This window comes from Pseudomonas savastanoi, assembly GCF_020917325.1.
GTDB lineage: Bacteria > Pseudomonadota > Gammaproteobacteria > Pseudomonadales > Pseudomonadaceae > Aquipseudomonas > Aquipseudomonas amygdali.
In genome coordinates this window covers 3,537,276-3,562,611 of the sequence record NZ_CP076652.1, presented here as the reverse complement: position 1 = coordinate 3,562,611, position 25,336 = coordinate 3,537,276, and the positions used below count along the sequence as shown (strand labels likewise).

18 protein-coding genes, 1 tRNA gene and 4 pseudogenes are annotated in these 25,336 nt (G+C 59.7%); 10 read left to right on the top strand and 13 right to left on the bottom strand.

Annotated elements, in window-relative coordinates; all coding sequences use genetic code 11:
* Positions 1 to 6 precede the first annotated feature (6 nt).
* A complete protein-coding gene (locus tag KP808_RS14865; RefSeq protein ID WP_219169350.1) occupies positions 7 to 723 on the bottom strand; it encodes a FadR/GntR family transcriptional regulator in 717 nt (238 codons plus the stop codon).
* A 108-nt stretch (positions 724 to 831) separates the two neighbouring features.
* Here KP808_RS14865 and KP808_RS14860 point away from each other — a divergent pair, with 108 nt between their 5' ends.
* Positions 832 to 1,566: a FadR/GntR family transcriptional regulator gene (locus KP808_RS14860; protein ID WP_005755744.1), complete on the top strand. Its 735-nt coding sequence runs from the start codon at positions 832 to 834 to the stop codon at positions 1,564 to 1,566.
* A gap of 673 nt (positions 1,567 to 2,239) precedes the next feature.
* Here the strand turns inward: KP808_RS14860 and KP808_RS14855 are convergent.
* The 7 genes from KP808_RS14855 to KP808_RS14825 form a co-directional block, all read right to left on the bottom strand.
* Entirely contained in the window at positions 2,240 to 2,962 is a 723-nt protein-coding gene (locus tag KP808_RS14855; protein WP_057411655.1) for an oligogalacturonate-specific porin KdgM family protein, read from the bottom strand.
* A gap of 135 nt (positions 2,963 to 3,097) precedes the next feature.
* On the bottom strand, positions 3,098 to 3,862 hold the full coding sequence (locus KP808_RS14850; protein ID WP_005731967.1) for an ABC transporter ATP-binding protein: 765 nt from the start codon (positions 3,860 to 3,862) through the stop codon (positions 3,098 to 3,100).
* Between the two features lie 10 nt (positions 3,863 to 3,872).
* Complete coding sequence (locus KP808_RS14845) at positions 3,873 to 4,712, bottom strand: ABC transporter ATP-binding protein (protein WP_029240939.1); 840 nt, start codon at positions 4,710 to 4,712, stop codon at positions 3,873 to 3,875.
* A gap of 49 nt (positions 4,713 to 4,761) precedes the next feature.
* Positions 4,762 to 5,667 (bottom strand): ABC transporter permease, encoded by a 906-nt coding sequence (locus tag KP808_RS14840; protein ID WP_058409262.1) that lies wholly within the window; start codon positions 5,665 to 5,667, stop codon positions 4,762 to 4,764.
* Complete coding sequence (locus KP808_RS14835; RefSeq protein WP_058409261.1) at positions 5,667 to 6,704, bottom strand: ABC transporter permease; 1,038 nt, start codon at positions 6,702 to 6,704, stop codon at positions 5,667 to 5,669. The genes KP808_RS14840 and KP808_RS14835 overlap by 1 nt, the downstream gene beginning before the upstream one ends.
* A 40-nt stretch (positions 6,705 to 6,744) precedes the next feature.
* The gene (locus tag KP808_RS14830) at positions 6,745 to 8,367 is read right to left on the bottom strand and encodes an ABC transporter substrate-binding protein (RefSeq protein WP_058409260.1); all 1,623 of its coding nucleotides are present in this window, start codon (positions 8,365 to 8,367) and stop codon (positions 6,745 to 6,747) included.
* 86 nt (positions 8,368 to 8,453) lie between these two features.
* Positions 8,454 to 9,608 carry a mandelate racemase family protein gene (locus tag KP808_RS14825; RefSeq protein ID WP_058409259.1) on the bottom strand — a complete coding sequence of 385 codons (1,155 nt, stop codon included), beginning with the start codon at positions 9,606 to 9,608 and terminating at the stop codon, positions 8,454 to 8,456.
* Between the two features lie 519 nt (positions 9,609 to 10,127).
* On the opposite strand from KP808_RS14825, the gene pmrG reads away from it, so the two are divergent.
* From pmrG to KP808_RS14810, 3 genes and pseudogenes are all read left to right on the top strand, one after another.
* Positions 10,128 to 10,823: a lipopolysaccharide core heptose(II)-phosphate phosphatase PmrG gene (pmrG, locus tag KP808_RS14820; protein ID WP_058409258.1), complete on the top strand. Its 696-nt coding sequence runs from the start codon at positions 10,128 to 10,130 to the stop codon at positions 10,821 to 10,823.
* The gene (locus KP808_RS14815) at positions 10,823 to 11,692 is read left to right on the top strand and encodes a phosphatase PAP2 family protein (RefSeq protein ID WP_058409257.1); all 870 of its coding nucleotides are present in this window, start codon (positions 10,823 to 10,825) and stop codon (positions 11,690 to 11,692) included. Before pmrG ends, KP808_RS14815 begins: the two co-directional genes overlap by 1 nt.
* A 19-nt stretch (positions 11,693 to 11,711) precedes the next feature.
* Positions 11,712 to 12,387, top strand: a pseudogene (locus KP808_RS14810) (response regulator transcription factor).
* A gap of 7 nt (positions 12,388 to 12,394) precedes the next feature.
* Here the strand turns inward: KP808_RS14810 and KP808_RS14805 are convergent.
* Both KP808_RS14805 and KP808_RS14800 read right to left on the bottom strand, forming a co-directional pair.
* Positions 12,395 to 13,431, bottom strand: a pseudogene (locus KP808_RS14805) (AraC family transcriptional regulator ligand-binding domain-containing protein).
* Between the two features lie 9 nt (positions 13,432 to 13,440).
* Positions 13,441 to 14,355, bottom strand: coding sequence for a GGDEF domain-containing protein (locus KP808_RS14800; protein WP_054072615.1), 915 nt, complete (start codon positions 14,353 to 14,355; stop codon positions 13,441 to 13,443).
* Positions 14,356 to 15,130: 775 nt separating this feature from the next.
* Here KP808_RS14800 and KP808_RS14795 point away from each other — a divergent pair.
* From KP808_RS14795 to KP808_RS14775, 5 genes are read left to right on the top strand one after another with little or no spacing between them, the layout of a single operon-like run.
* Positions 15,131 to 17,647, top strand: coding sequence for a TonB-dependent receptor (locus KP808_RS14795; protein WP_230016410.1), 2,517 nt, complete (start codon positions 15,131 to 15,133; stop codon positions 17,645 to 17,647).
* 37 nt (positions 17,648 to 17,684) lie between these two features.
* Positions 17,685 to 19,613, top strand: coding sequence for a phytase (locus KP808_RS14790; protein WP_122258107.1), 1,929 nt, complete (start codon positions 17,685 to 17,687; stop codon positions 19,611 to 19,613).
* A gap of 55 nt (positions 19,614 to 19,668) precedes the next feature.
* Positions 19,669 to 20,379 carry a protein TolQ gene (gene tolQ, locus KP808_RS14785; RefSeq protein ID WP_122258106.1) on the top strand — a complete coding sequence of 237 codons (711 nt, stop codon included), beginning with the start codon at positions 19,669 to 19,671 and terminating at the stop codon, positions 20,377 to 20,379.
* Between the two features lie 9 nt (positions 20,380 to 20,388).
* Positions 20,389 to 20,835, top strand: coding sequence for a protein TolR (gene tolR, locus KP808_RS14780; protein WP_057407804.1), 447 nt, complete (start codon positions 20,389 to 20,391; stop codon positions 20,833 to 20,835).
* Positions 20,832 to 21,680, top strand: a complete 849-nt coding sequence (locus KP808_RS14775) for an energy transducer TonB (protein WP_122258105.1) — start codon at positions 20,832 to 20,834, stop codon at positions 21,678 to 21,680. Before tolR ends, KP808_RS14775 begins: the two co-directional genes overlap by 4 nt.
* A gap of 41 nt (positions 21,681 to 21,721) precedes the next feature.
* Here KP808_RS14775 and KP808_RS26200 read toward each other — a convergent pair.
* Together KP808_RS26200 and KP808_RS26195 are read right to left on the bottom strand one after the other, a co-directional pair.
* A pseudogene (locus KP808_RS26200) lies at positions 21,722 to 22,297 on the bottom strand (methyl-accepting chemotaxis protein); the annotation flags it as partial.
* Between the two features lie 333 nt (positions 22,298 to 22,630).
* Positions 22,631 to 23,452: pseudogene (locus KP808_RS26195) on the bottom strand (cache domain-containing protein); the annotation flags it as partial.
* Positions 23,453 to 23,964: 512 nt separating this feature from the next.
* Between KP808_RS26195 and KP808_RS14765 the strand changes: the two are divergent.
* Positions 23,965 to 24,040 (top strand) — tRNA-Asn (locus KP808_RS14765).
* Positions 24,041 to 24,207: 167 nt separating this feature from the next.
* On the opposite strand, the gene KP808_RS14760 is transcribed toward KP808_RS14765, so the two are convergent.
* Positions 24,208 to 25,248, bottom strand: coding sequence for a GlxA family transcriptional regulator (locus KP808_RS14760; RefSeq protein WP_003435886.1), 1,041 nt, complete (start codon positions 25,246 to 25,248; stop codon positions 24,208 to 24,210).
* Positions 25,249 to 25,336 lie beyond the last annotated feature (88 nt).

The following is a 25,336-nucleotide window of genomic DNA, read 5'->3' as shown; positions in this document are numbered from 1 at the left end:
TAGTGGCTAATCCTTTGCGCGCAGGCGCAGCAGACTGTTGATCAGATGCAGGCGCATCGCGGCTCGGGCGGCATCCCGATCCTGATGGACAATGGCGTCGAAGATGGTCTCCTGTTCGCGTTGCTGGATGCCCGGATCATCCTCTGCGTACAACGATGCGATATTGCCGAAGCCGCTGCGGGTACGAGGCAGGATGCTGCTGCCGAGCTGGCTCATCACGTCGGTAAAGAAGCTGTTGGCGGTGCACAGTGATATCTGCCGGTGAAACTCGAAGTCGGCCTTCATGGTGTCGTGTCCCAGGCGCGCGCAGCGATGCAGCTCATCGAGTGCCTGACGGATGGCATCCAGTTGCTCGGGCGTGCGGCGTTGAGCCGCCAGCGCGGCAGATTCCGGCTCGATGCTCAGGCGCAGCTCGATGATGGATACCGCGTCGCCGGGTGTGCCGATTGGCGGTTCAACCTGCTGGAAATTCCCTGGCTGCGCTGCATCGACCACGAAGGTGCCGATGCCATGCCGGGTTTCGACCAGACCTTCGGCTTGCAGACGCGACATCGCTTCACGAACCACGGTGCGGCTGACCCCGGTTTCACGGATGATCACCTGTTCGGTAGGAAGCTTTTCACCGCTCTGGATCTCGCCTTCGCGAATTCTGCGCGAAAACTCAGCGACCAGTTGCTGAGTCAGGCTGGAGCGACGGCCTTTTGATGTGGAAGGTTGTTCCATGGCGGGTGATCGGGTCCGTGTCGGGTGGCTGAGTATAACCGTACTCAAGGCGTGTTTTGTGTGGGGATCGCAGCCTATACTCGCGTATCGGACAGAACTGAGGCTGCAATGTCGGACAACGCGCTTTCCTCGCAAAAGAACCATCGACGCCTGGCAGAAACCCTGGTCGACCGCTTCGCCCAGCGCATGCGTGACGGTGTGCTGGTGCGCGGCGAGAAACTGCCTTCCGAGATCCACATCATGGAAGCCGAGGGTGTCAGCCGCACGGTGGTGCGCGATGCGCTGTCGCGGATGCAGGCCGCGGGGCTGGTGGAAACCCGGCATGGCGTCGGTACCTTTGTTCTCGACATGCCACCGCCTGAAGGTTTTTCGGTAGGGCCTGCGACCATCGCCACCTTGTCCGATGTGCTGAATCTGCTGGAGTTTCGCTTGAGCCTGGAAGTCGAGGCAGCAGGGCTGGCTGCGCAACGACGCAGCCCTGAGGCGTTGCTTGAGCTCAAGCGGGCGTTCGATGCGCTGCTCGAAGGTCCGCAGAAATCCGGAACCACCATCAATGCCGATTTTCAATTTCACCTCAAGATCGCCAAGGCGTCAGGCAATGCGTACCTGATCGATATCATGAAACATCTGGGCACCAAGCTGATTCCCCGCACGCGGATGAACTCGGCCTACACAGGGCAGAGCGATCGCAACGCCTACCTGGCCGGAATCAACACCGAACACCGGCAAATCTACAACGCCATCGCCGAAGGCAACGTCGACGCAGCGCGCTCGGCGATGTACCTGCACCTCAACGGCAGCCGCATGCGCCTGCGCCGCACTCAGGCGCTGTACAGCGACTGAGCGATTCAGGACCGGACGCGGAGTTTCTGCCAGACACCTATCGTTCCTCATGCTCCAGTGTGGTGATGCCTTGAGTGACGCTCCGCGGCACAAATCTGCGCCGCACCGCATGCTCTAAAGAGGACGCATAGCGTCCAGAACGGCATGCGACGCGGAGCGTCGCACGATAATCTGCGGAGTTTCTGCCAGACACCTCTCGTTCCTTACGCTCCAGCGTAGGAATGCCTTGGGTGACGCTCCGCGTCACAAATCTGCGCCGCACCGCATGCTCTAAAGAGGACGCAGAGCGTCCAGAACGGCATGCGACGCGGAGCGTCGCACGATAATCCGCGGAGTTTCTGCCAGACACCTCTCGTTCCTTACGCTCCAGCGTAGGAATGCCTTGGGTGACGCTCCGCGTCACAAATCTGCGTCGCACCGCATGCTCTAAAGAGGACGCAGAGCGTCCAGAGCTGCATGTCGACGCGGAGCGTCGCACGATAATCCGCGGAGTTTCTGCCAGACACCTCTCGTTCCTTACGCTCCAGCGTAGGAATGCCTTGGGTGACGCTCCGCGTCACAAATCTGCGCCGCACCCATGCTCTAAAGAGGACGCAGAGCGTCCAGAACGGCATGCGACGCGGAGCGTCTCACGATGGTGAGATTATCGCTCCTCATGCTCCAGTGGGATGCGCTACAGGAAGTTGTACTGCACGCCCACGCGCAATCTCAGCTGGCGCTTGTCATCTTCGGAATCGACCTTGATGTCGCCCACTTCAAAGAATGGCACCCAGTGCTTGTCCCATTTGTATTTGAAGGCCGCGTTCTGTTCGTAGTCGGTCTTGCCGTTGTCATAGCGAATGTAGTCGGCATCGAAGTAGGTGAACTGATACTCGTACGCCCACGGGCCTTTGCTGGCGTAGTTGACCCAGACGTCGTAACGATTGATCGACTGATCGTCCATCTGGTTGTCAGGCATTTCGTGGTTGACCTTGTCCCTGTCCAGCTTGATCGAGTCGTAGCGATAGCGGCCTGACACGCTCAACTGATCGTTTACTTTGTAACCCAGCTTCAGGCCCATTTTATAAGCCGTCGATTTCTCGATGCTTTCCAGTGCAAACGAAGGCGTCAGCAGCCATTTGTCGTCGAGCCGGTATTGATAGCTGACCGTCAATTCGTGGCCGTTGCCGACGGTGTTGTCGAACGCTACGTCCTGGCGGTCGCCTGCGGTCTTGTATTTGAGTTCACCTTCGAAGCCCCAGCCGCTGTCCAGCCGGCTGCCGAATTTGACCCGGTCGGCATGCATGCGTGTGCTTTCTGCATATTGGTGACGGTAGTTGATGTACGCGCTGTCGGCATGCGCCCAGGCGCCAGGGAACAGAGCAGTCAGAGAGATCAGTGCGAGTGATTTTTTCATTTTTTTATTCTTGTTTGATGGCTGTTTTGGGTGTGTTGAGGCAAATCGCAGGCAGCCGGATCCCTTGGCCGAGAGGGCCGGGAATCACAGTGTCAGCAGGGTTACGGGTTCAGCGGTCGTGAGCCCGGCGGCGGCTCATCCCGTCGGGCGCAGGTCCATGTCGCGGCTGGCCTGAATCAGCAGTCGCGAATACTCGTGCCGAGCCTGGTTGTTGATCAACTGGCTGCTGTCGAGGGTTTCCAGCACCTGGCCTTGCTGCATGACCGCAACCCGGTCACACAAGTGCGCGACTACACCGAGGTCGTGGGTCACCATGAGGTAGGTCAGGCCTTGCTGATGACGCAAGTCGGCCAGCAGGTTGAGAATTTCGGCCTGCACCGAAACGTCCAGTGCCGAGGTGGGTTCGTCGAGCAGCAGCACACGTGGTTCGAGAATCAGCGCTCTTGCAATAGCGACCCGCTGGCGCTGGCCGCCGGACAGCTGATGCGGGTAACGGAAACGAAAGCTTTCGTTGAGACCGACCTTGTTCAGCACTTCACAGACGCGACGGTCGCGGTCACCGATCCGGTGGATGCTTAATGGCTCCTTGAGCGCCGCGTCGATGGTGTGGCGCGGATGCAGCGAGGCATAGGGGTCCTGAAAGACCATCTGCACGGTGCGGTAGTGACTGGCATCGAGCTTGCGCTGTACGGTCTGGCCGGCCACGCTCAGTGCGCCGCTCCAGTGATGATATTGTCCTGCCAGGCAGCGCAGCACGGTGGTCTTGCCCGAGCCGGACTCGCCGACCAGGCCGAACGACTGGCCTTGCTCGACCTGCAGGTTGACGTCACGCAGCACCTGATTCAGCGCTGGGCCAGTGCCGAAGCTCAGGTTCAGTGAATCGACTGTGATCATTGCCATGGGAGCATTCTCAGTGAGTGAGCCAAAGGGGATCGCGTTGCAGAACCGGCAGGCTGGCACGCGGGTGATCCAGGCTGGGCAGGGCGGCCAACAGGCCTTGCGTGTAGGGATGACGCGCCTGATCCAGCTCGCTGGCGTTCAGCGATTCCACGACCCGCCCGGCGTACATCACCAGCACTCGGTCGCAGAAGTGACGGACCATATTCAGGTCGTGGCTGATAAAGATCAGGCCCAGATCGCGCTCGCTGACCAGCTCTTCCAGCACGTTGAGCACCTGACGGCGCACCGACACATCCAGTGCGGAAGTCGGCTCGTCGGCGATGATCACTTGCGGGTCGGTGATCACCATCATCGCGATCATGATCCGCTGGCCCATACCGCCCGAAACTTCATGGGGATACAGTTCGTAGACTCGCGCCGGTTCGCGGATGTGCACCTTGGCGAGCATGTCCAGCGTGCGTTCGCGGGCTTCCTTTTTAGAAACCCTGTGATGCGCCAGATAGGCCTCGGCGATCTGTTCGCCTACCTTGATCACCGGGTTCAGCGAGTATTTCGGGTCCTGCATGATCATCGACATGCGCCGCCCGCGAATGCTCTGCATCTGTTTTTCGCTGCATTCAAGTAAATCGATATCGCCGAAACGCAGGGTTTTCGCCGTGACCCTGGCCGTTGCCGGATGCAGACGCAGCAGGCTGCGACCGACCGTGGATTTGCCCGATCCCGATTCGCCAACAATCGCCAGCTTTTCCCGGCCAAGGCTGAATGACACGTCGCGAACGGCTGCCGTGACCTTGCCCGCATGACTGAACTCGACGCGTAAATCTTCTACTGCAAGCTTTATCTGTGGCATGGCTGTGTGTGACATGGTGTTAGCCCCTTTTATTATTGTTCGATGCGTGTCATTCGCTGCGTGGATCAAGTACATCGCGCAATCCATCGCCCAACAGGTTGAACGCCAGACTGACCAGCATGATGGTTGCGCCGGGTGCGGCCACCAGCCACCAGCTTTCCAGCATGTAACGACGGCCGCTGGAGATCATCGCGCCCCATTCCGGCAGCGGCGCCTGTGCGCCGAGGCCGAGAAAGCCCAGTGCGGCGGCGGTAAGAATGATGCTGGCCATGTTCATGGTCAGGCGGATGATCACCGAAGACAGGCACATCGGAATGATGTGACGGCCGATCACCCGCACTGCCGAGGCACCTTGCAGCTTCACCGCGACAACGAAATCGGCGTTGCGCAACGACAGGGTTTCGGCCCGCGCCAGGCGGGCGATCGGTGGCCACGCAGTCAGGGCGATGGCGATCACTGCGTGTTCCAGGCCAGGGCCCAGGGCGGCGATGAAGGCCAGTGCCAGCACCAGACTGGGGAACGAGATGAAGATGTCGGTGATGCGCATGAACAGGCTGTCGACCCAGCCGCCGAAATAGCCGGACACAGTGCCGATCAGCAGGCCGATCGGGCCGACGATCACCGTCACCAGCATCACGATGTACAGCGTGATGCGCGAGCCGTAGACCAATCGGCTGAACACGTCGCGGCCGTATTCATCGGTGCCTAACCAGTTCTGTGCACCGGGCATGCGCAGCGCGGCCGACAGGTCCTGAGCCAGCGGGTCGTGAGTGGCGATCCACGGCGCGAACAGCGCGACGATCATCAGCGTGCCGATGACGATCAGCCCTGCCAGCGTCATCGGGTTGCGCAACAGAAAACGCATCAGGCGCGCACTGCTGGCGGCCAGTGCCGCGAGGCTGGAGGTTGGCGCCTGAACCATGGGCGTGGCGCTGCTTGCAATGGAAGTCGTCATCAGCGGGTTCTCGGGTCGAAGACTTTATAAAGGGCGTCACTGATCTGATTGAGGATCACGAAGATCAACCCGATCAGCAGAACGCAGGCCATCACGGCATTCATGTCGCCCAGCAGCAGGCTGCTGGTCAGGTACTGGCCGAAGCCGGGCCAGGCGAACACGGTTTCTATGAGCACCGCGCCCTCCAGCAGGCCGCCGTAGGCGAGGGCGACGATGGTCAGCAGTTGCACGCGAATGTTGCGGAACGCGTGGCCCCAGACGATACGTCGCTGCGAGAGGCCCTTGACCCGGGCGGTGATGATGTATTCCTGCGAAAGCTGTTCGAGCATGAAGCTGCGGGTCATGCGGCTGATATACGCCACCGAATTGAAACTGAGGATTACCGCAGGCAGGAGGATGTGGCGCAGTGCGCTGCGAAAGGCTTCCCAGTCGCCGGACAGTGCGGTATCGATCAGCAACAGGCCGGTGCGGGTTTCGATCAGGCCGTCATAAGCCAGGCCAATGCGTCCGACCCCTCCGGCCCAGCCCAGCCAGGCGTAGAACACCAGAAAAGCCATCATGCCCAGCCAGAAGATCGGCGTGGAATAGCCAAACAGGGTGATGACCCGGGCAATATGGTCGCCGCTGCGGCCCTGATGGGTAGCGGCATACACCCCCAATGGCAAACCCAGCAACACGCCGAACAGGATTGCCAGGGTGGCCAGCTCCAGCGTGGCCGGGAAAACCCGCACGATATCGTCTATCACCGGGTGGCCGGTCAGCAGGGCTTTGCCCAGATCACCATGTAACAGGTCACTGAGGTACATGACGAACTGGGTGGTCAGCGGTTTGTCCAGGCCCAGTTCCTGATACGCCTGAGCGTAGGCGGCCGCATCTGCGTCGGGGCCGACGATGGCCAGCACCGGGTCCAGCGGCATGACCCGGCCAATGAAGAAAGTGAGCAACAGCAGGCCGAACAGGGTCGCCGCCACTGATCCGCTGCGACGGGTGCCGTGGGCAACCCGACTGCTCCAAATTGAAATCGATGCACTCGACATGGTTATTCCTGCCTTGGCTTGAGCGATTGAACGCATGGGTTCAGCGTTGCTTGTAGACGTCACGCAGGCGCGTGGTCGCGGCGCTGTGACCCAGGTAATCCCGGACGTCAGCGTGAATGACCACTTCATCGGTCATCTGCGAAATCGGCATGATCGGCCCGGCTTTCTGGTCATACAGGGTCTGGATGCGCTGGTAGTCGGCCAGTTGCCGGCTGGCGTCACGCTCGCGTTCGGCCTGCTCGATCAACTGGTTGATCTCGGCGTTGTAGAACGAGGTGCGCCAGCCCTGAAAGTTGCTCAACCTGGCTTCTTCGCGGTTGTCCGGGTTGTAAATGAGCGCTCGCAGGCTGGAGTGCGGATGGCGCTCGGCACCGCCACCGCCACGCCCGACCAGAATGTCGAAGCGCCGGTCGCGCATTGCGCCGTAGATCTGGTTACCGGTGCCGGTAATGATCGACGCCTGAATGCCTGCCTGGGCGAGCGTCGATTGCAGGCTGGTGGCGATGTTGATGAAGGGCGAGTCGGTCAGCGAGCGAATGGTGATCTTGAAGCCATTCGGGTGCCCGGCTTCGGCCAGCAGGCGCCTGGCCTCGGCGACGTTGAGCGCATAGCCCGGATCATCCAGTCTGGCCGCCAGCCCCAGTTGCAGCGGGCGCTGGTTGATAACTCCGTAATGTGGCATGACCACGGAGTTGATGCCTTGATAGTCGATCAGCGCACGAATCGCCTGGCGCACCCGGATATCCTGAAACAGTGGCTGCTCCATGCTCAGTGCGACGTAGTACAGGGTGCCGCGCGGGATGGTCTGCACATTGACGTCTTTCGAGCGGGTCAGTGCCTTGATGTCGGTGGCCGCCATGCCGCGCGCCACGTCCAGGTCTCCGCGCTCCACCATTAGGCGCAGCGCCTGGGATTCGGTCATGTTGCGCATGATCACCCGACGCAGTCTGGCCGGGCCGCGCCAGTATTGCTCGAAGCGGCTCATCAGAATCACGTCGTTGGCACGCCAGATGTCCAGCTTGAATGCGCCGGAGCCCGCTGTGTTGGTGGTCAGCCAGGCGGCGCCCAGATCATCACCCCTGGCGTGCTGCAACGCGGTCAGCCGATCAATGATGAAGGCGCTGGGCGAGGTTGCCAGCGTGTTGAGCACCAGCATGGGGTCGGTGGCTTTGGGCAGGTCAAGCACGAAGGTCGATGGTCCTTCGGCGCGCATCAGTTTGCTGACGTTGTCAGCGGTGTAACCGTAGGCTTTCCAGGTGGAAGCCAGGGCCTTGTTGAGTGTGACCACACGTTGCAGCGACCAGGCAACGTCCTGGGCAGTAAGCGGGTTGCCGGAGTGAAACGTCACATCCGGGCGGAGATGGAAGGTCAGGCGCATGCGGTCGGGGCTGATTTCCCAGCGCTCGGCCAGTGCCGGAATCAACTGGTCGGGGCGGGCAGCGTCCTGTTCCAGCAGCATGTCATAGACATTGGCGTTGACCTCGGACACCTCAAGGCCGGTGGCGCCTGCCGGGTCCAGTGACAGCAGGTTGATCATGCTCATGCCGACCACCAGTTGATCGACCGGTGTTTCACCGCGCGCCAGGGCGGGCGGGGTGTGCACGAGTGTCGCCGTCAGGGCGAGGCATAGCAGCCAGGGCAGGCGCTTGAGCCAGAGCTTCATGGGGGCAGTCCTTTTTTATATTTATAAGACGCTGTGTCGAGATGTCGAGCTAAGGGCGCTCGGCGTGCCCTTCGCAATGCTGCCAGTCAGTAACGCTGTTCGGTGTGTGTCTCGATATAGCTGAAGTTGATGTCTTCGCCCAGTCCGGGCTGCCCCGAAAGGTGCACGAAACCGTCGCTGTCCATTGGGTCGACCAGCGTATTGAGGTAGGCCGGTACATCGTCGTATTCAAGAAACGGATGCAGCAGGCCGCGTTCATACCAGCGGCAGTTGCTGATCGCGCCGACCACGGCGAGGTTGGCAGCGCCGTTGCCATGCACTTCGCAGTCCATGCCGAACGACTCGGCCAGATGCGCGACTTTCAGGCACGGCCCGATGCCGCCGACGCCAGCCACGCCAGCGCGGAGGATGTCGCAGGCCTTGTTGGTCACCCAGCTGGCGCGGCTGTGGTACTTGCCGGCAATGCTTTCCGGGCCAAGCACCGGAATGTCCAGGTTGGCCGCCAGCCAGGCATAGGATTCGGCAGAGTCTTCCATCATCGGCTCTTCGAACCAGGCGAAGTCGAGCTTTTGCAGTTCACGCCCGATGTATAGCGCGTCGGTGCGGCTGTACCAGTGATACCCGTCGAGCATCAGGGCAATGTCCGGGCCGACCGCTTCCCGCACCGCAGAGCAGGCTTGCACATCCATGCGCGGGTCGGGGGCGAACGAGATCGGCGGCATCCAGGTGTGCAGTTTGATGCCTTTGTAGCCGCGCTTTACCAGCTTTTCGGCAAACTGACCGTATTCGTCCGGGGTGGACAGGCCGCCGGGCAAGTCGTCACCGCACATGGTCGAGCCGTAGGCCAGTACCTTGTCACGGTAGCCGCCCAACAGTTTGTGCACGGGCAGTTTCAAGGCGCGTCCGGCAAGGTCCCACAGCGCCTGCTCTACCAGTGCCAGCGCACGGTCGGTGAACTGGCTGGCGCTGCCGCGTTGCCAGTGAGCCAGTTCCTGCCAGATTTTTTCACGATTCATCGGGTTCTGGCCGATCAGCACCTTTTTCACGAATGACTCGATGATGTGCGGGCGGATCAGTTCGGGCGGGCCAAAGGAAAATCCTTCGCTGCCCTCGTCGCAGGCGATACGCAGCATGGCCATTCTGACCGGTTTTTCTTCGCCTGGATGGGCATGACCTGCGCTGTCTACAGCGCGGCGTGAAGGGAAGGAAAAAACGTCGACACTGACCGAGGTGATTTTCATGAGGACCTTCATGGATATTGTTGTTATCAGTTTATTAGTATGTCGTCATACAACATTGGGGCGATTATTTGCAGCCTTGTAGGGCGATGTCAATAGTCGTATGACGACTATTTCCTGTATTGATGGGCGTTATAGGCGGTTATGAGCGAATCGCGATGAGTGGCGTGAGGTATGTGCGCGGGATGACAGCGTTTAAGTCGTTATACCTTTGGCCTCTGAATAGCATTAAGTGCTGCACGCAACCTGCCGTCGCGCCAGGAACGCCCCGTGCAGGGCAGGGCGGCGCGCTGAATTTTCCGCAAAACGCTTAAATTATCTTCATGTTCAAGTCAGAAAAGCCGCAAAGCCCCGTTTTCAGGGCTTTCGTAAAAAACATGGCGCTGGGCCACAACATGTTTTTCACATCCTCTTCACTGCGTCAGCACGATGCTGAACCTATCTTGCCTGCACGGGAGCGGTGAAGACATCGGGTACCTCCCGAGTCAACACCACACATAGGTTCATGGCAGGAGTGGTCACTTGGCTGACACGACAATAAACAAGAATGTGCTTGCCGATTCGGGCATTCAGCAGCGCCACAAAGTGCATCAGCACATCGTCTCGATAACGGTGACTGTCGTATTGCTGGCGATCTGCGCCTGGTTTTATACGGCGTTCTCAAGCGTGCATGTGGTGGATCTGGGCATTGGCAGCAACCTGAAGGTTTCCGGTCTTCGCGAGCATTGGCGGCAAGGTGATGTGGTGGTGATGGTTCGGCACGCCGAACGCTGCGACCGCTCTAGCAACCCCTGCATGAGCGATGCTGACGGCATTACCTCCAACGGGCGGGATGCGGCACTGGCCGTGGGCGCCGGTTTGCAGAAAATGGGCATGGACCATGTGCGCATGATCGCCAGCCCCAAGACCCGCACTCAGCAGACTGCACAACTTCTGGCAGGCCATTCCGTGGCCGCTCAGGACTGGATCAACGACTGTGACGGCGGTTTCATGAAGGTCGTGGAAGACCACAAGGTCAGTGGCGAAAATCTGGTGCTGGTGACGCATAGCGGCTGTATCGACCAGTTCGAACGCAAGATCGGCGTGATCGGCGGCGAGCGTTCAAGTGAGTACGCTCAGGCATTTTTCGTGCAGATGGATGGTACCCACCGGCCGAAAATTCTCGGCTCGCTGACTTCCGGGCAATGGGCAAACCTCAACAGCGAGCAATTCAATTGATGACATCTTCCAGCCCCAGGCTGCGGTTTTACGCCGTCAATCTGGGTGTGCCCGTGTTTTTCGCTCTACTGGTCTTCGTGACATTCGACCTGACCAGTATTGACCGACAGTTGAGTGATCTGTTTTTTGATTCGGCAGCCGGTGTATTTCCCATCGGGCAGATGCACCTGTTCGAGACCATCACGCACAAGTGGGCGCGAATCATCCCGGACTGGACCGGAGAGTTGGCGATCATTGGTGCAATGCTTTCGTTTGTCTGGCCTTTACTGGAAAAAAAGGCCGGTTCGCGCTTCATGAGGCGCCTGTCGGGTTCCCGGACAGAGGCGCTTCTGCGCTTTACGCGCAGGCATCGGTTGGACTTTTTTTTCGTGATCGTTGCCTTTGCGCTAAGCACCGGCATGATCCATTACCTGAAAAGCCACACCAGTGTGTACTGCCCCGTTGAAACCACCTTGTACGGTGGCAGCGAGGCGCACATCGAGTGGTTCCGAAACTTCAATTTTCTGCATGAAGCCGGTGCCGGGCGTTGCTGGCCAGGCGGTCATGCGTCAAGCGCATTCAGTCTGCTGGCCTTGTACTTCGTGGCTCGGCGCTATTGCTGGCAGCATTCCAAGATCCTGCTGGCAGGCATTCTCGTGCTCGGCATGATCTACGGCACTACGCGGGTGCTGCAAGGCTGGCACTTTATGTCGCACACGTTCTGGGCGGGTATCGTGGTGTGGCTGAGCACGCTGCTGGTCGCACTGTGCTTTTATGGACGATCCAGGTTGCAACAGCCAATTCGTAACGCTGCGGTTTCCGGTCGGCGTGATGAATTTTTTACTCAACCTGCCGATTCAATGGCAACAGGGTCCCGCTCGGCCGGGTAGAAAACAAGAAGGCGCTGCAATGAACATTCTGGTTATTGAAGACCACCGTGACATTCACGATAACCTGCTGGAATTCTTCGAACTCAGGGGGCACGCGGTAGAAGGTGCGCTGGACGGCCTGAGCGGGCTGCACCTAGCGGCGTCGAAGCGTTTCGACGCGATCATTCTCGACATCATGTTGCCGGGCATTGACGGCAACCAGATTTGCCGCAGTCTGCGCCAGTATTCGAAGTCGGAAGTCGCCATTGTAATGCTCAGTGCGCGGGATGAGCTGGATGACCGTCTTACCGGCTTCAAGGTGGGTGCCGATGATTACATCACCAAGCCGTTCGCGATGTCCCGAGGTGCTCGCCCGGGTCGAAGCGGTGGTGGGCCGACGCCAACGCAAGGATAACCGGGTGATGGTGGTCGCTGACCTGCACTTCGATCTGGATACCCTTGAGATAACCCGCAACGGTGTGCCTTTGAAGCTCAACCCGACCAACATGAAACTGTTGGAATTGCTGATGCGCAAAAGTCCCCATATCGTGAAGCGATCCGAGCTGGAAGAGGTGCTTTGGGGGCGTGATGCCCCGAACAGCAGTAGCCTGCGCAGCAACATTCATATCCTCAGGCGGGTACTGGACGGCGACCACGAGACGCCGTTGCTGCATACCGCTCATGGCCTGGGTTACAAGTTGTGTGTCCAGCGCTGAAGCCTGTTCAGTCGAAATTGAACAGGCGCTGGATCAACGTCGGCGTACTGCCGGTCCAGCGTTTGAACGAGCGGCGGAAGTTGGCCGGATCGTTGAAGTTCAGGTAGTCCGCCACAGCCTCGTTGCTCAGCCCCTTGATCTGATACAGGTACAGCGCGACATGCTTGCGCGCCAGGTCGTGCTGGGCCTGAAACTGGTGCCGTGTTTGTGTAACTTGCGCTTCAGAGTAGCCGGGCTCATGGCGAAGGCGTGTGCGACCTGTTCCAGGCTGGTAGCCTGGCGCACGTTGTCACGCAGGTGCTGGTGTAACCGGTCCAGCAGGCTGAATGGCATACCCAGCGCAGCGAGTTGTCCGGCGGCCTCCTGTTGTGCGACCTGCACGGCGATGGGCGATGCGCCCGGCCATGCGCGGGTGAGGTAATGCCGGGGCAGGCGCATCATGTCCAGCGGGCGGCCAAATGCCGTGTTCTCGCCCAGATGCACCCAGTATTGTTCGATGTAGCGCGGTTCCTCGTGACAGAAACTGCATTCCCACGGCAGCCGTTCCCCGCTGAGCAACTGACTCATCGCGACCAGTGCAGTCATACCGGCCTCCAGCAGGAAGCGTTGCTGTTCGCCAGCGCCGCAACTGTCCAGCCAGTAAAGGTAGGCAAAATGCTCATCCAGCTCCAGACGCGGCGTCAGCAGCGGGCTGAGCAGCGCATGCTGGTGGATCAGGATTTCCAGCGCCTGATGCAGGTTTTGCGCATGACGCAACGCATGGCTTGCGGCGCCGTAATGGCCGGGAAACAGTCGCTGGCCGAACAGGAAACTGGTGTCGTCGGCTTCCATCTGGCGTTGCACGTTACCGATCAGAACGAAGAATTGCTGCGCACTGAGCCGCGTCTTGCCCGCAACGATGTCTTCGTAGAACAGGCCGGTTCCTTTGAGCAGGCGATGGCTGTCGATCCCGCGCGACAAGGCCAGATCAATCAGCGTAGCCGGCTGGTAATGGCCGGGGATGAAGCGGCTGTCGGCTTCGTACCAGTCACTTTTGAGGGTCACGGCAGTCGCTCAGGCAGTACGGGTCAGGGGACGTCGGGCGCGGGCCAGCGACAGGTTGAGGCGACGCAGCAGGTTGTCCGGCGTTTCATTGAGGGCCATGACCACCGCCACGCTGGCCGACAGTTGAATGCGTTCACCCTGTTGCCGGGTCTTGTGCGCCAGGCTGGCAACCGCCTGCTGCAGCTCCAGGGCCAGCAGTTTCGCCTGACTCTCTCCGGTATTGGGCAACAACACCACAAAGCGGTCGCCCGCCAGACGGCAGAGCAGGTCCTGGCGGCGCAGGTTGAGTACCAGCAGATGGCTGAGCGCGGATAAAACCTCATCGCCCTCGGCATGACCGAATGCGTTATTGATCGCGCTGAAGTCATCCACGTCCACTACCAGCAGCGACAACGGTTGCTGCTGGCAGAGGCTCTGTTCCAGGCTGACGACCAGTTGGCGTTTCAAATAGTCGGCACTGCCCAGCGGGGTGAGCTTGTCGTACAGACGATGCTCACGAAAGCCACGCTCGCGCTTTTCCATCTGCGCACTGATCGCCAGTTGCTCGCGATGCCAGTGGTAGATACCGAGGGTCAGCAGGATCAGGCCGATTGGCATCGGTCCGGATTCCAGCCAGTGCCCCCAATGGATCTGGCTGGGCAGGCGAATGAACTCGTCCAGCGCGTCGATCCACCACGAGAAGAACACACAGCTCAGGCCCGTCGACAGGTAATTGGTGACCCGGCCGGCCGGCCGGCTCTTGAACACCAGAAACAGCCAGACCAGCGACAGCAGCGCAGAGCCGCCTTCGCCGACGATGTCGAGCCATTGCCATTCGCTGACCTGTTTGACGTTGCCAAATGCCAGAAAGGCCAGCAGGCCCAGATTGGAGGCGACCATCAGCGCAGCGAGTTTCCATCGATGGGGTTGGATGATCCTGAACATGAAAAGACGGCTCCCGAGCTGCTGGTTATCGGCCAGCAGAACAGATGTACATGACACTTCGGTGACGGGTAACGCGGACCGGGAAAGGTCGAATCAGCTCACGGGTGTTGCAGGTTTTTTCTATGCGCCTGACCGCCACCCCGGCTGGTTCGCCTGCCGAATGCATGCGCTTCGTGACGCTTTGCGTCACAAGTCTCCGCAGCATCACAATGTCATGCAGCGTCTGCATGAGGTCGATCACGGTGGCACTGGCGACGCAGATTGCGACGTAAGTGACGGCTGAGTCCTGGCGCTGATCCGGGGGTAGCCTGGCAGGACGCCAGGCTAGCCGCACCGGGCCATGGATGGCACGTTGCGGCGACCCCCGGATCAGTGACAGGGCGAAGGAACCCGACGAAGTCGGGCCGGAAACAGGAGCGAGGGGGTTTGGTTACTTTGGCCCGTCAAAGTAACTCGCCGAGGGGCGAAAAGGTGACCTGAGTCGAACCTCAATCCACCTGATGTCGCAGAACCGCTGTGTGACGCAGAGCGTCACGAAGTGCATTCCAACGCGGAGCGTTGGAACGAGAGTCATATGCACATCGGCTTTTGATTCCGCCCAGCCCCGCCTGAAAGTCAAATCAGCTCATTTACTTGCCCAGTCGCCCTAAAACCCCGTGCTTTCAGCCCCTGCGCCCGTTACCTGTCACAGAACCGTCACTGCGCGACTCTAGCTTGCGCCTCCAGTTGCCGGGTCATTTGCCTGGCCTGTCGGGATTATGGGGGAGGACTTAACATGCACAGGCGTCGCAGCAGGGCTCAACTGGTCGGCTTCACACTCAGCGCGCTGGCATTTGCCATTGCCAGCGAACGTTTGCAGGCTGCCGAAGCCGATACCACCGAGCATGTGCAAGTGGTCGGGCAGGCGGCGAGTATCGACAACGCGCTCAAGGAGCAACGCAGCTCCGACAGTATCAAGAGCGTGGTGCATGCCGACGGCGTTGCACAGTTACCGGACCAGAACGTCGCCGAAGCAGTGCAACGCATGCCGGGCGTCAGCGTCGAGCGCGATCAGGGCGAGGGGCGCTTTGTCACTGTTCGGGGATTGGCGCCCGACCTCAACAGCGTGACCATCAACGGCACGCTGGTGCCCGCCCCGGAAAGTGGCCGACGCGCCGTAGCGCTGGATGTGCTGCCTGCCGAACTGGTGCAGTCACTGTCAGTGATCAAAACCCTGACCCCGGACATGTACGCCAACTCGCTGGGCGGTACAGTCGATGTCGAAAGCCTCTCTGCCTTCGACCACAAAGGGCTGTTCTACACCGGCAGCAGCGAAGCCAGCTACGACAAGAACACCCACCAGACCAGCCCCAAGTTTTCCGGCGCGGCGAGCAATCGTTTCAGCCTTGGCGACGGCATCGACAACTTCGGTGTGGCGGCAGCACTGAGCTGGCAGAAGCGTGATTTCGGCTCCGACAACGTCGAGACCGGCGGAGACTGGGACGGCTCGCGACTGCAATCGTTTGAACAACGCGACTACGACATCAGCCGCGAGCGCACCGGGGGTGGTCTTAACTTCGATTACAAACCCGATGACCTCAGCAAATACTACCTGCGCACCCTGTACAGCCGTTTCAAGGATGATGAGGTGCGCACCACCAACGGTTTCGAATTTGCCAATGCCCAGAGCGCAGGGCAGACCGGCGATGCCGAAGGCACGCGCAAGCTCAAGGCGCGCACCGAAACCCAAGAAATCCAGTCCTACGTGTTTGGTGGCGAACGTATGGTCGGCCTGTGGACGCTCAGCGGCCAGGCCGGTTACAGCGAGTCCAGTGAAGACAGCCCTAGCCATATTGCCGGGGCCACATTCGTGGGCAACGATGATTTTGCCGACACCGGTTTCTACGACCGCGACAAGCCAAGGCCCATCGTCGATCCCTCGTTTTACGACAATTCGAACTTTACCCTGGACAAGGTCGACCGGGAAAAGCAGCACACCAAAGACACCGAGAAGAACGTGCGCCTCGACCTGGCCCGCGATTACGACTTCAAGGGCTATGCCTCGCAGTTCAAGTTTGGCGGCAAGGTCAGCCGACGCGACAAAAGCAACGATCTGGAAGTCTGGAAATACGAAGATTTCGATGACCAGGGTATCAGCGACCAGCAACTCAACCTGACACAGTTTCAGAAAGGCACCATCGACTATCGACTGGGCAATTTCGGCAGCGGCATCAGTCCCACTGCGATCAAGGGCCTGATCGGCGGCCTGAACGCTGATAACGCCTACGATGAGGCTGAAAGCCGCGCCAATGACTTCAAGATCAACGAAGACATCAATGCCGGTTATTTCATGAATACCCTGGATGTCGATAAGTGGCGCTTCATCGCCGGCCTGCGTTACGAAGGCACGGAAATGGACGCCAAGGGCACCGGTGTGCGCGATGGCGCGTTCGAGTCCAGTACCACCAACCGCCGCTATCACCACTGGTTGCCGGGTTTGCATGCCCGTTATCAGATCGACAAGAGCACCCAGTTGCGCGCCGCCTGGACCAAAACCGTGGTGCGCCCGACGTTCGGGCAGCTTGCGCCGGGCTTTGTGATCGACGATGACGAAGCCTCTTTCGGTAACCCGAATCTGAAGCCGCTGGAGTCGAGCAACCTTGATCTGGGCATCGAACACTTCATGGGCCGGGCGGGGACGGTGTCGGCGTTCGTGTTCTACAAGGACATCCAGAATTTCGTCTACAACACTGACCTGGCGGGTACCGGGCAGTGGGCGAACTTCTCCGAAGCCAACACCTACGCCAACGGCGACAAGGCCAAGCTCTACGGCCTGGAACTGGCCTACTCGCAGAAGCTCGACTGGCTGCCATCGCCATGGAACGGTCTGCTGCTGGGCGCCAACGCCACGCTGAGCCGTTCCGACGCCAGCATCAACGGTTTCGACCAGAGCACCGGCACCAATCGCAAGCGCGACATCGACCTGCCCAGTCAGTCAAAAACCGTCGGCAACGTCATGCTCGGCTGGGAGAACGACAAGCTGAGTCTGCGTCTGTCCGCCAACTACAAATCGGCCTATCTCTACGAGTTGGCGTCGATCGGCGACAAGGACCACGACCAGTACGTGGATGCGCAGACTTTCGTCGATTTCAGCGCCCGCTATTCACTGACCAAGAACCTCAAGGTCAGCTTCGAGGCGCAGAACCTCACCGATCAGCCGTATTTCGTCTACAGCGGTCATCGCGCCTACAACGGCCAGTACGAAGAATACGGCCCGACCTACAAAGTCGGCCTGACCTTCACTCACTTCTGATCGACCTGACGCGCTCATTCAAAGGATTCAACCGTTCATGATCATTTCGTTATCACCCAAGCCAGCGTGCCTGGCGCTACTGCTTTGTCTTGCGGCCGGGGCTGCGCACGCTTCGCCGCCGATGGACCTGAACCTGACACGCTGGGCTGAAAATGCTTCGTTCAAGGCTCAATCGGCGAGCTTTCTGCCGGGCAGTGACGGCACCCGCCGCCTGGCCGCGAGCGTCAAGGCCGGTCTGTTGCTGCTGGATGAGCAGGGCCGCGAGCTGGCGAAAATGCCGGGGTCGTTCCAAGGGCTCGACAGCCGTACTACAGGCTCAAGTGTGCTCATTGCAACGCTGGATAATGCCCGCCAGCAGGCCATGCTGACCCAGCTCGATCCGACCGGAGCACACTGGTCAAAGCCGGTTTATCTGCCCGCACGCGATTATTCAGTGGCCGGTCTGTGCCTGTACCGCGATGACGCCAGCAACCTGTTTGTGTTTCTGGTGGGCGAGGAGGGCAAGGGCGAACAATGGCTGATTGGCGCAGATAACCAACTGAACGACGCGCCACGCCTGGTGCGTAACCTGCCGCTACCACCCAAAGCCGAGTTTTGTCAGGTTGACGACGCTGCGCACAGGTTGTTCGTCAATGAACAAAACATCGGTTGGTGGGCCTACCCGGCGCACCCCGAGGCCGATGTCGCGCGTCAGCCTGTGGCCCTGCGCGAACCGTTTGGCGAGTTGAAACAGGCGGCGGGGGCAATGGCCATTGTTCCGGGCGGCTTGCTGGCGCTGGACCCGAAAGGCAAGGCATTGCATCTCTATCAGCAGCAGGAATCGCTGGAGAGCTGGACGCCGGTGGCCGATCTGTCGCTGATGAGCTTGAAAAAGCCGGAAGGGCTTTCTGTGCGTGAGGGCAAGAACAGCTTGCAGGTGTTGCTTAACGACAATGACGGCGAGCGCCTGTATCAGGGTGAACTGAACTGGTCGCCCAAACCGGTGACTGTCGCCAAGCCGTTGCCGACTGTCATGGCGGCGAGTCAGAGCCAGCCGGTCGGGCGTCAGGGTGACGCCGCCGACGACCCGGCCATTTGGGTCCACCCGAAAAATCCGGCGCTCAGCCGCGTGCTGGGCACCAACAAAAAACAGGGCCTGCTGGCTTATGACCTGAGTGGCAAGCAGTTGCAGGAGTTGCCGGTAGGCCGCCTGAACAACGTCGACATACGCCCAGGCTTCATGCTCGGCAAGAAAAGCGTCGATCTGGCGGTGGCCAGTAACCGGGATCACAACAGCCTGAGCCTGTTCAGCATCGACCGGGCCAGCGGCGTCATTCGTGAAGCGGGAGAGATCCCCACGCCATTGGCGGAAATCTATGGCGTCTGCCTGTTCAAACCTGCCAGTGGCGAGCTGTACGCCTTCGCCAACGGTAAAGACGGCAGCTTTCTCCAGTATCGGCTCAGCGCGTCCGACGGTAAGGCAAAAGGCGAGCTGGTACGCCGCTTCAAGGTCGACACCCAGCCGGAAGGCTGCGTGGCCGATGACCAGCGTCAGCGCTTGTTTCTCGGTGAAGAGGACGTTGGCGTCTGGGAAGTCGATGCGCGGGCGGATCAGCCTGCGACGCTTTCCAGTGTGATCAAGGTGGGCGAGGCGGTGCATGCCGATGTCGAGGGGCTGGCGCTGTATCAGAGTGACAAGCACGACTATCTGGTGATCTCCAGTCAGGGCAACGACAGCTACGTGGTGGTCGATGCCGAGCCGCCTTACGCACTGCGCGGCGCTTTTCGGGTCGGTCTCAACGCGAACGCGGGGATTGACGGTACCTCGGAAACCGACGGCATCGAAGTGACCTCCATGAACCTCGGCGGACCCTGGAGCAAAGGCATGCTGGTGGTTCAGGACGGGCGCAAACGCATGCCCGAGCAGGCGCAGAACTTCAAGTTCGTGCCGTGGGCCGAGGTGATGAAAACCTTGAAGCTGCCGTAAGTCGTTTGTCATCAAGCGGTGCTAATCATTCGTTCCATTACAGAGGACTACCACGATGCACGCCACCCTCGAACACATGACCATCTTGGGCCTGATCAGCGATGCCAGCCTGCTGGTCAAGGCCGTGATGCTGATTTTGTTGCTCGCTTCGCTGGTCAGCTGGTACCTGATCATTCAGCGCAGTCTTGCGCTGGGCCATTACGAGCGGACACTGGATGCGTTTCAGCAGCGCTTTCGCGGTGAGGCAGAGCTGTCACCGCTGTACGCCGAGAGCCGTTCGGCTCAAGAGGGCGCTGACGGTATCGAGCGCGTCTTCAACGCCGGTTATGCCGAGTACGTGCAACTCAAGCCACGTCCCGGCATCGAGCCTGACGTGGTGCTGTCAGGCGTCGAACGCGCATTGCAGGTCGCGATCAGCGAGCAGGAGCTGCAACTGGAAAAAGGCCTGCAGTTTCTCGCTACGGTCGGCTCGGTCAGCCCCTACATCGGCCTGTTCGGCACGGTCTGGGGGATCATGAATTCCTTCATCGGCCTGTCTCAAGTGCAGCAGGCCACACTGTCGACGGTCGCGCCGGGTATTGCCGAAGCCTTGATTGCCACGGCCATCGGCCTGTTCGCCGCCATTCCTGCCGTTATCGCCTACAACCGCTTTGCCGCGCGTGGCCAGACGCTCACGGCCCGCTACTACAGCTTCGGCAATGAACTGCAGGTGCGCCTGAACCGCACCTTGCAAGGCCTGACCCGCAACATGGCCGCTGCGGCCTGAGGACTTGTCATGCTGGTCAAACCGCAACGCAAACATGGCCCGAAAGCCGAAATGAATGTCGTGCCCTATATCGACGTGATGCTGGTGCTGCTGGTAATTTTCATGGTCACGGCACCGATGCTGACCCAAGGCGTGAAAATCGAGTTACCCAAAGTCGCCAGCGAAGCACTCGCCAGCGATACCCGGCAACGTATCGTGACCCTGTCCGTCAAGGCGCAGGGCGGCTACTACTGGAACCTGGGCGACACGGTCGATACTCAGGCGCAGACCGATCAGGCCGCGAGCCTTGAAGACATGCAGGAGCGCATTGCCCGACTGGTTGCCGAGCGCAAGGACACGCAAGTGTTCATCCGTGCTGATGACAAGGCTGATTATGGCCGGGTAGTCGCCGCCATGGCGGCGCTGCAACGCAGTGGTGTAACGCAGTTGGGCTTGGTGACCGAGGCCCCGCAATGAACACCCTGGCCCTCGATTACCACATGCCGCGCCGCGAATGGGTGAATGGGCCCTGGCTGCGCAGCAATGGCCTGGCCGCTGCCATCGCGCTGGCATTGCATGGCGCGCTGCTGGGCGGTCTTATGTTCGGCTGGAGCCCGCACGAAGCACCGCCCGCACAGACCAGAACCCTGACCACGCAATTAGTGATTTTGCCGCCAGCGCCTGAGCCGGTTCCAGTCGCCGCTGCGCCGGTTGTCGAGCCTGTTCAACTGCCGCCGCCTGCACCGGTCTCGCTGCCGATCACCCAGCCGGTGGAAGCTGCAAAACCGCAGGCAGAGCCGCAGCGCCAGGTCGAACAGGCGGCGTTGGCACGCAAGCGCGTTGACGAGCAAAAGCGCGAGCGTGAACAGCAACAGAGCGTTCAGCGCCTGCACGAAGCCGAGCAGCAAAAGCGCCAGGAACAGCAGCGGCTGGCCGAACAGCAACGTCAGCAGGTTGAGCAACAACGTCAGGCCGAACAGGCGCGTCAGTCTGCCGAGCGCGCCCGCCAGGCGCAGGCGCAGCAATCAGCACAACAGCAGGCCGCCGCTGACAGCAGCCAGTATCAGCCACTCAGCAAGGAGGCTCCAGACTATCCCGAACGGGCTCTCGACAAAGGCATCGAGGGTGATTGCACGGTTGTCTACGACGTGTCGCCGCAAGGCACGGTGGTCAACCCGCAAGTGCAGGGTGCGTGCCATCCACTGTTTATCCGTCCGTCACTGGCCGCAGCGCAAACTTTTCGTTATCAGCCACGGGTTGTCGAGGGCAGGGCGGTGAGCGTGTCCGGGGTGAAGAATACCTTCCACTACCGGATCAAATAGACAGCGGGCCTGACGCATGCCGCGACAGGCCCGCACATGTTTTAACTGACCTTGAAGCGCCGTACCAGCGCAATCAGGCGAGTGTTGGACTCGGAAAGGGCAGCGGTGCTGCGTTCGTTGCTGGAGCCGCCTTCGACCAGTTCTTCGACGATGTGGCGAACGGCAATGATGTTACGGCTGATTTCCTCGGACACCGCGCTTTGCTCCTCGGCCGCTGTGGCGATTTGCGTGCTCAGGTCGTTGATCTGCAGAACCGAGCGAGTCATGTCGTCCAGGCCGCTTGTTACGGCAGTGGTTTTGCCCGCCGTGGTCTGGCAACTCTGGCGGGTTTTTTCCATCGCGGCTACTGCGGCGCTGACGCCTTGTTGCAGGCTGCCGAGCATTTCGTTGATCTCCGACGTGCTGGCCTGGGTACGAGCGGCGAGGGCGCGCACCTCGTCGGCCACGACCGCGAAGCCACGGCCCTGTTCGCCGGCACGCGCTGCTTCAATGGCCGCGTTAAGCGCGAGCAGGTTGGTCTGCCCGGCGATTTCGCCAATCACCGCCAGCACCGCGTTGATGCGCTTGGCGTCCTGCTCCATTGACTGCACTTTGCTGGTGGCCGAATCGACCTCGCTGATCAGTGCATTCACGCTGTCAGAAGCGTCTGCAACAACGGTTTTCGATACCTGCGCGTTCTCGTTGGCCGACTGCGTGAAGCTTGCGGTCTGCGCCGCGCTGCGGGCCACTTCGTCCGCGGTGGAGGACATCTCGGTGATCGCAGTAACGGCCTGATCGGTTTCGTTGGCGTGACGGATCAGAATGGCATTGGTAACGCCCGCCTGACTGCGAAGTTGTTCGATACCGCTGGCAATCTCGCTGGTGGAACTGCTGACGTCGAGCATCATGCGTTGCAGGTAGGCAATGAAGTTGTTGACCGACTCACCCACCTGATCTACTTCATCGTGCCCTTTGACAGCAATGCGCCGGGTGAGATCGGCATCACCGGCCGACAGCGTGTCGATGTTGGTTTTGAGCACGCCCAGGCGGTTCATCAGCGTGCGCAACGCAACAATCATCAGCACCAGCAGCACCAGAACCATCGGGATCTGCAGCCAGGCCAGGGTCTTTAGGACGGTTTCGCTCTGGCTTTTCAGCAGATCGGTGTTTTGCGAAACGGCCAGCAACCAGGGCGTGCCCGTGACCGGGATCAGAAACAGCGTTGACTCCTCGCCATCGCTGTTCTGGTAGGTCAGACGCGAGGTGCCAGTACCTTTGGCGGCGAGTGCCGACTTGATGCCATTGATGAACGGTGATTGCGCCGCCAGTTCGGAGACATTGCGCAGCACGATCTTGTCGCTGCTGCCCGGTACGTTGGACAGAATCTTGCCATCGGCCTCGATGATCATGATCCGGCCATGGACTTCCTGCTCTTTGGCTTCAACCAGCTTGTTGAAGAAGCCCAGCGTCACGTCGATGGTCGACACGCCCCAAGGCTGTCCGTCTTTGGTAATGGCCATGGCGCAGTTGGTGCGCGGTTCCGGGCTGGCGGCATCCTGATAGGCGGGCGCCCAGGCGCATTGGCCAGCAGGGGAGTTCAAGCCGCCTTTGTGCCAGCCCTGTTCGAAATAGTTGAGCGACTCAGGCGAGTTCCAATGGGTGTTGACGATCAACTTGCCCGACGCATCGCGATGGTAAAAGGTGCTGTGCTTGGCACGACCGGGCGTGCGCACGTTCGGCAAAGGCCAGATCCCGCCGCCGAATACCTTGGCTTCGCCGTACTGGTTGACCATGAACGGCAGCAGGCGGTCGATATCGTCACTGGAAAGCTGCGGCACCAGCTCGGTGATCACCCGCGCCTGCGCCTGTACGCGGGCCAACTCGGTCTTGATCTCATTGCTGATGTCTGCCGCCTTTGCGGTCAGCATGTTTTCATCGTTGGCGGTAAGCCTGGGGGACACGAACTGACCGATGCCATAAACCGTCAGAACAATGACCAGCGCCATGAATCCTACGAAGGTTGCGGTGTAGCGAGCTTGTACTGTCTTGAGCGAGGCCATTTTTTTGTTATACCTGATCCGTAGGAAAGGAATTACCTGACTCAGATGTCGACCGGGATAGATGTTTCTTGATGTGACAGAAGTGCCAACTTCAGTACGATCAGCTGCGTCCCGTGTCGCGTAAGGCGCTAGAGGTACTCTCCCGTGGGTGCATCAGGAACAACCGATATCGCGTAAGCCGCACGCAGAAAATTTTTCAGCCCCTCGCTTGACTTCCTTTTCCTAATCAGTAACATAGCGCTCATTCCGCGATAGCTCAGTTGGTAGAGCAAGTGACTGTTAATCACTGGGTCCCTGGTTCGAGTCCAGGTCGTGGAGCCAGACAAGGTTTCAGAGAAGACTTTAAAAATCTTTGAAACACCGAAAACCCGCCTTCTGGCGGGTTTTTTCGTTTTGGCGCCGAGCGCTGGCAACGCGACAATTCATGGACTTGGCTGAGAAAACACCTTGAGTAGTTTTTAAATCGCCTCCAGTACCAGAAATGAATCTTACGTCTGCACCGAACGCGTCGTTGATCCGCTCGCATCGGAGGACTGCGCTTTAGACCTGCGCTTGTAATCCGCAGGCGTCATCCCGGTAAGTTGAATGAAAGCCCGTCGGAACGAGGTATCCTCGTTGTAGCCGCACTTGAGTGCCACTTGTTTAATGCTGGCTCCCGGTGTCTGGAGGAGGACGCAAGCCGTTTCTATCCTCACTCGGGTAATGAGCTCTTTAGGCGACTCATTGGTTAATTTCTTGAATCGTCGATGCATTGTCCGCTCGCTCAGATTCAACATTTTGGCGAGCTCTTCAGCCGTCAGCCCGGGTCTGGCATGGCGAATGATTTGCTCGGTTTCCAGAAGCAGCGGATCAGCACTATTTATAAAACCGCGGGGTGCATAAACCAGTTGAGGCAGTGGCAAGCTGTCGGTCACAGAAATATCTGCGGTCAACCTGGCGACATCGGCACCGGCCAGGCACCTGATCACGTAGAGGGCTAGATCAATCCAGGACAACGGCCCTCCAGTGGTAATGATGCCGTCTTGCTGCTCCACCGCAGCGCCCCACACGGGCTGAGCCTTTGGAAATCGTTTTTTGAAAGCGTGATGCAGCCACCAGGTAGTGGTGCAACGTCTGTTGTCGAGCAGCCCAGCCTCTCCCAGAACAAACGTACCCGCGCACGCCCCACAGACCAGTACGCCTTGTTGGTGGTTCACTTTGAGCCAATCCGCCGCGCGTTTGAGGGAGTCGGACGTGGGCGGCAATTTATCCGGGCCCAAGGCCATGCCGGTAACGAGGACTGCATCAAAAGACCCCGCGGTGTAAAAGTCTGCATCAACGGGAATCAGTCTGCCCTGAGGATCGCGCAGCGCCTTGCCATCCGAACTGACGATGATCGTCTCAAATTCAACATCGATCTTGGCCCTCATTTCCGAAGCCAACCCGGGCGGTGGTGATTTCAGCGCCTGATTGGTCATCCAGAACAAATCAGCCAGCCCAGTGATGGCGGACATCAAGCTACCTTCCACAGCAACAATCGCAATGCGCATGGCAAATCCTGCTTTGGCAATCAAGTTGGCGAGTTTTGCATGAAGTGTGGCCTATTTGTTATCTAACAGTTCCAGTTGGGCCTGCTTA

Bases quoted from the DNA above. Each gene is read 5' to 3' on its own strand.
- KP808_RS14865 (WP_219169350.1), bottom strand. From the start codon at position 723: ATGGAACAACCTTCCACATCAAAAGGCCGTCGCTCCAGCCTGACTCAG.
- KP808_RS14860 (WP_005755744.1), top strand. From the start codon at position 832: ATGTCGGACAACGCGCTTTCCTCGCAAAAGAACCATCGACGCCTGGCA.
- KP808_RS14855 (WP_057411655.1), bottom strand. From the start codon at position 2,962: ATGAAAAAATCACTCGCACTGATCTCTCTGACTGCTCTGTTCCCTGGC.
- KP808_RS14850 (WP_005731967.1), bottom strand. From the start codon at position 3,862: ATGGCAATGATCACAGTCGATTCACTGAACCTGAGCTTCGGCACTGGC.
- KP808_RS14845 (WP_029240939.1), bottom strand. From the start codon at position 4,712: ATGCCACAGATAAAGCTTGCAGTAGAAGATTTACGCGTCGAGTTCAGT.
- KP808_RS14840 (WP_058409262.1), bottom strand. From the start codon at position 5,667: ATGACGACTTCCATTGCAAGCAGCGCCACGCCCATGGTTCAGGCGCCA.
- KP808_RS14835 (WP_058409261.1), bottom strand. From the start codon at position 6,704: ATGTCGAGTGCATCGATTTCAATTTGGAGCAGTCGGGTTGCCCACGGC.
- KP808_RS14830 (WP_058409260.1), bottom strand. From the start codon at position 8,367: ATGAAGCTCTGGCTCAAGCGCCTGCCCTGGCTGCTATGCCTCGCCCTG.
- KP808_RS14825 (WP_058409259.1), bottom strand. From the start codon at position 9,608: ATGAAAATCACCTCGGTCAGTGTCGACGTTTTTTCCTTCCCTTCACGC.
- KP808_RS14815 (WP_058409257.1), top strand. From the start codon at position 10,823: ATGACATCTTCCAGCCCCAGGCTGCGGTTTTACGCCGTCAATCTGGGT.
- KP808_RS14800 (WP_054072615.1), bottom strand. From the start codon at position 14,355: ATGTTCAGGATCATCCAACCCCATCGATGGAAACTCGCTGCGCTGATG.
- KP808_RS14795 (WP_230016410.1), top strand. From the start codon at position 15,131: ATGCACAGGCGTCGCAGCAGGGCTCAACTGGTCGGCTTCACACTCAGC.
- KP808_RS14790 (WP_122258107.1), top strand. From the start codon at position 17,685: ATGATCATTTCGTTATCACCCAAGCCAGCGTGCCTGGCGCTACTGCTT.
- tolQ (WP_122258106.1), top strand. From the start codon at position 19,669: ATGCACGCCACCCTCGAACACATGACCATCTTGGGCCTGATCAGCGAT.
- tolR (WP_057407804.1), top strand. From the start codon at position 20,389: ATGCTGGTCAAACCGCAACGCAAACATGGCCCGAAAGCCGAAATGAAT.
- KP808_RS14775 (WP_122258105.1), top strand. From the start codon at position 20,832: ATGAACACCCTGGCCCTCGATTACCACATGCCGCGCCGCGAATGGGTG.
- KP808_RS14760 (WP_003435886.1), bottom strand. From the start codon at position 25,248: ATGCGCATTGCGATTGTTGCTGTGGAAGGTAGCTTGATGTCCGCCATC.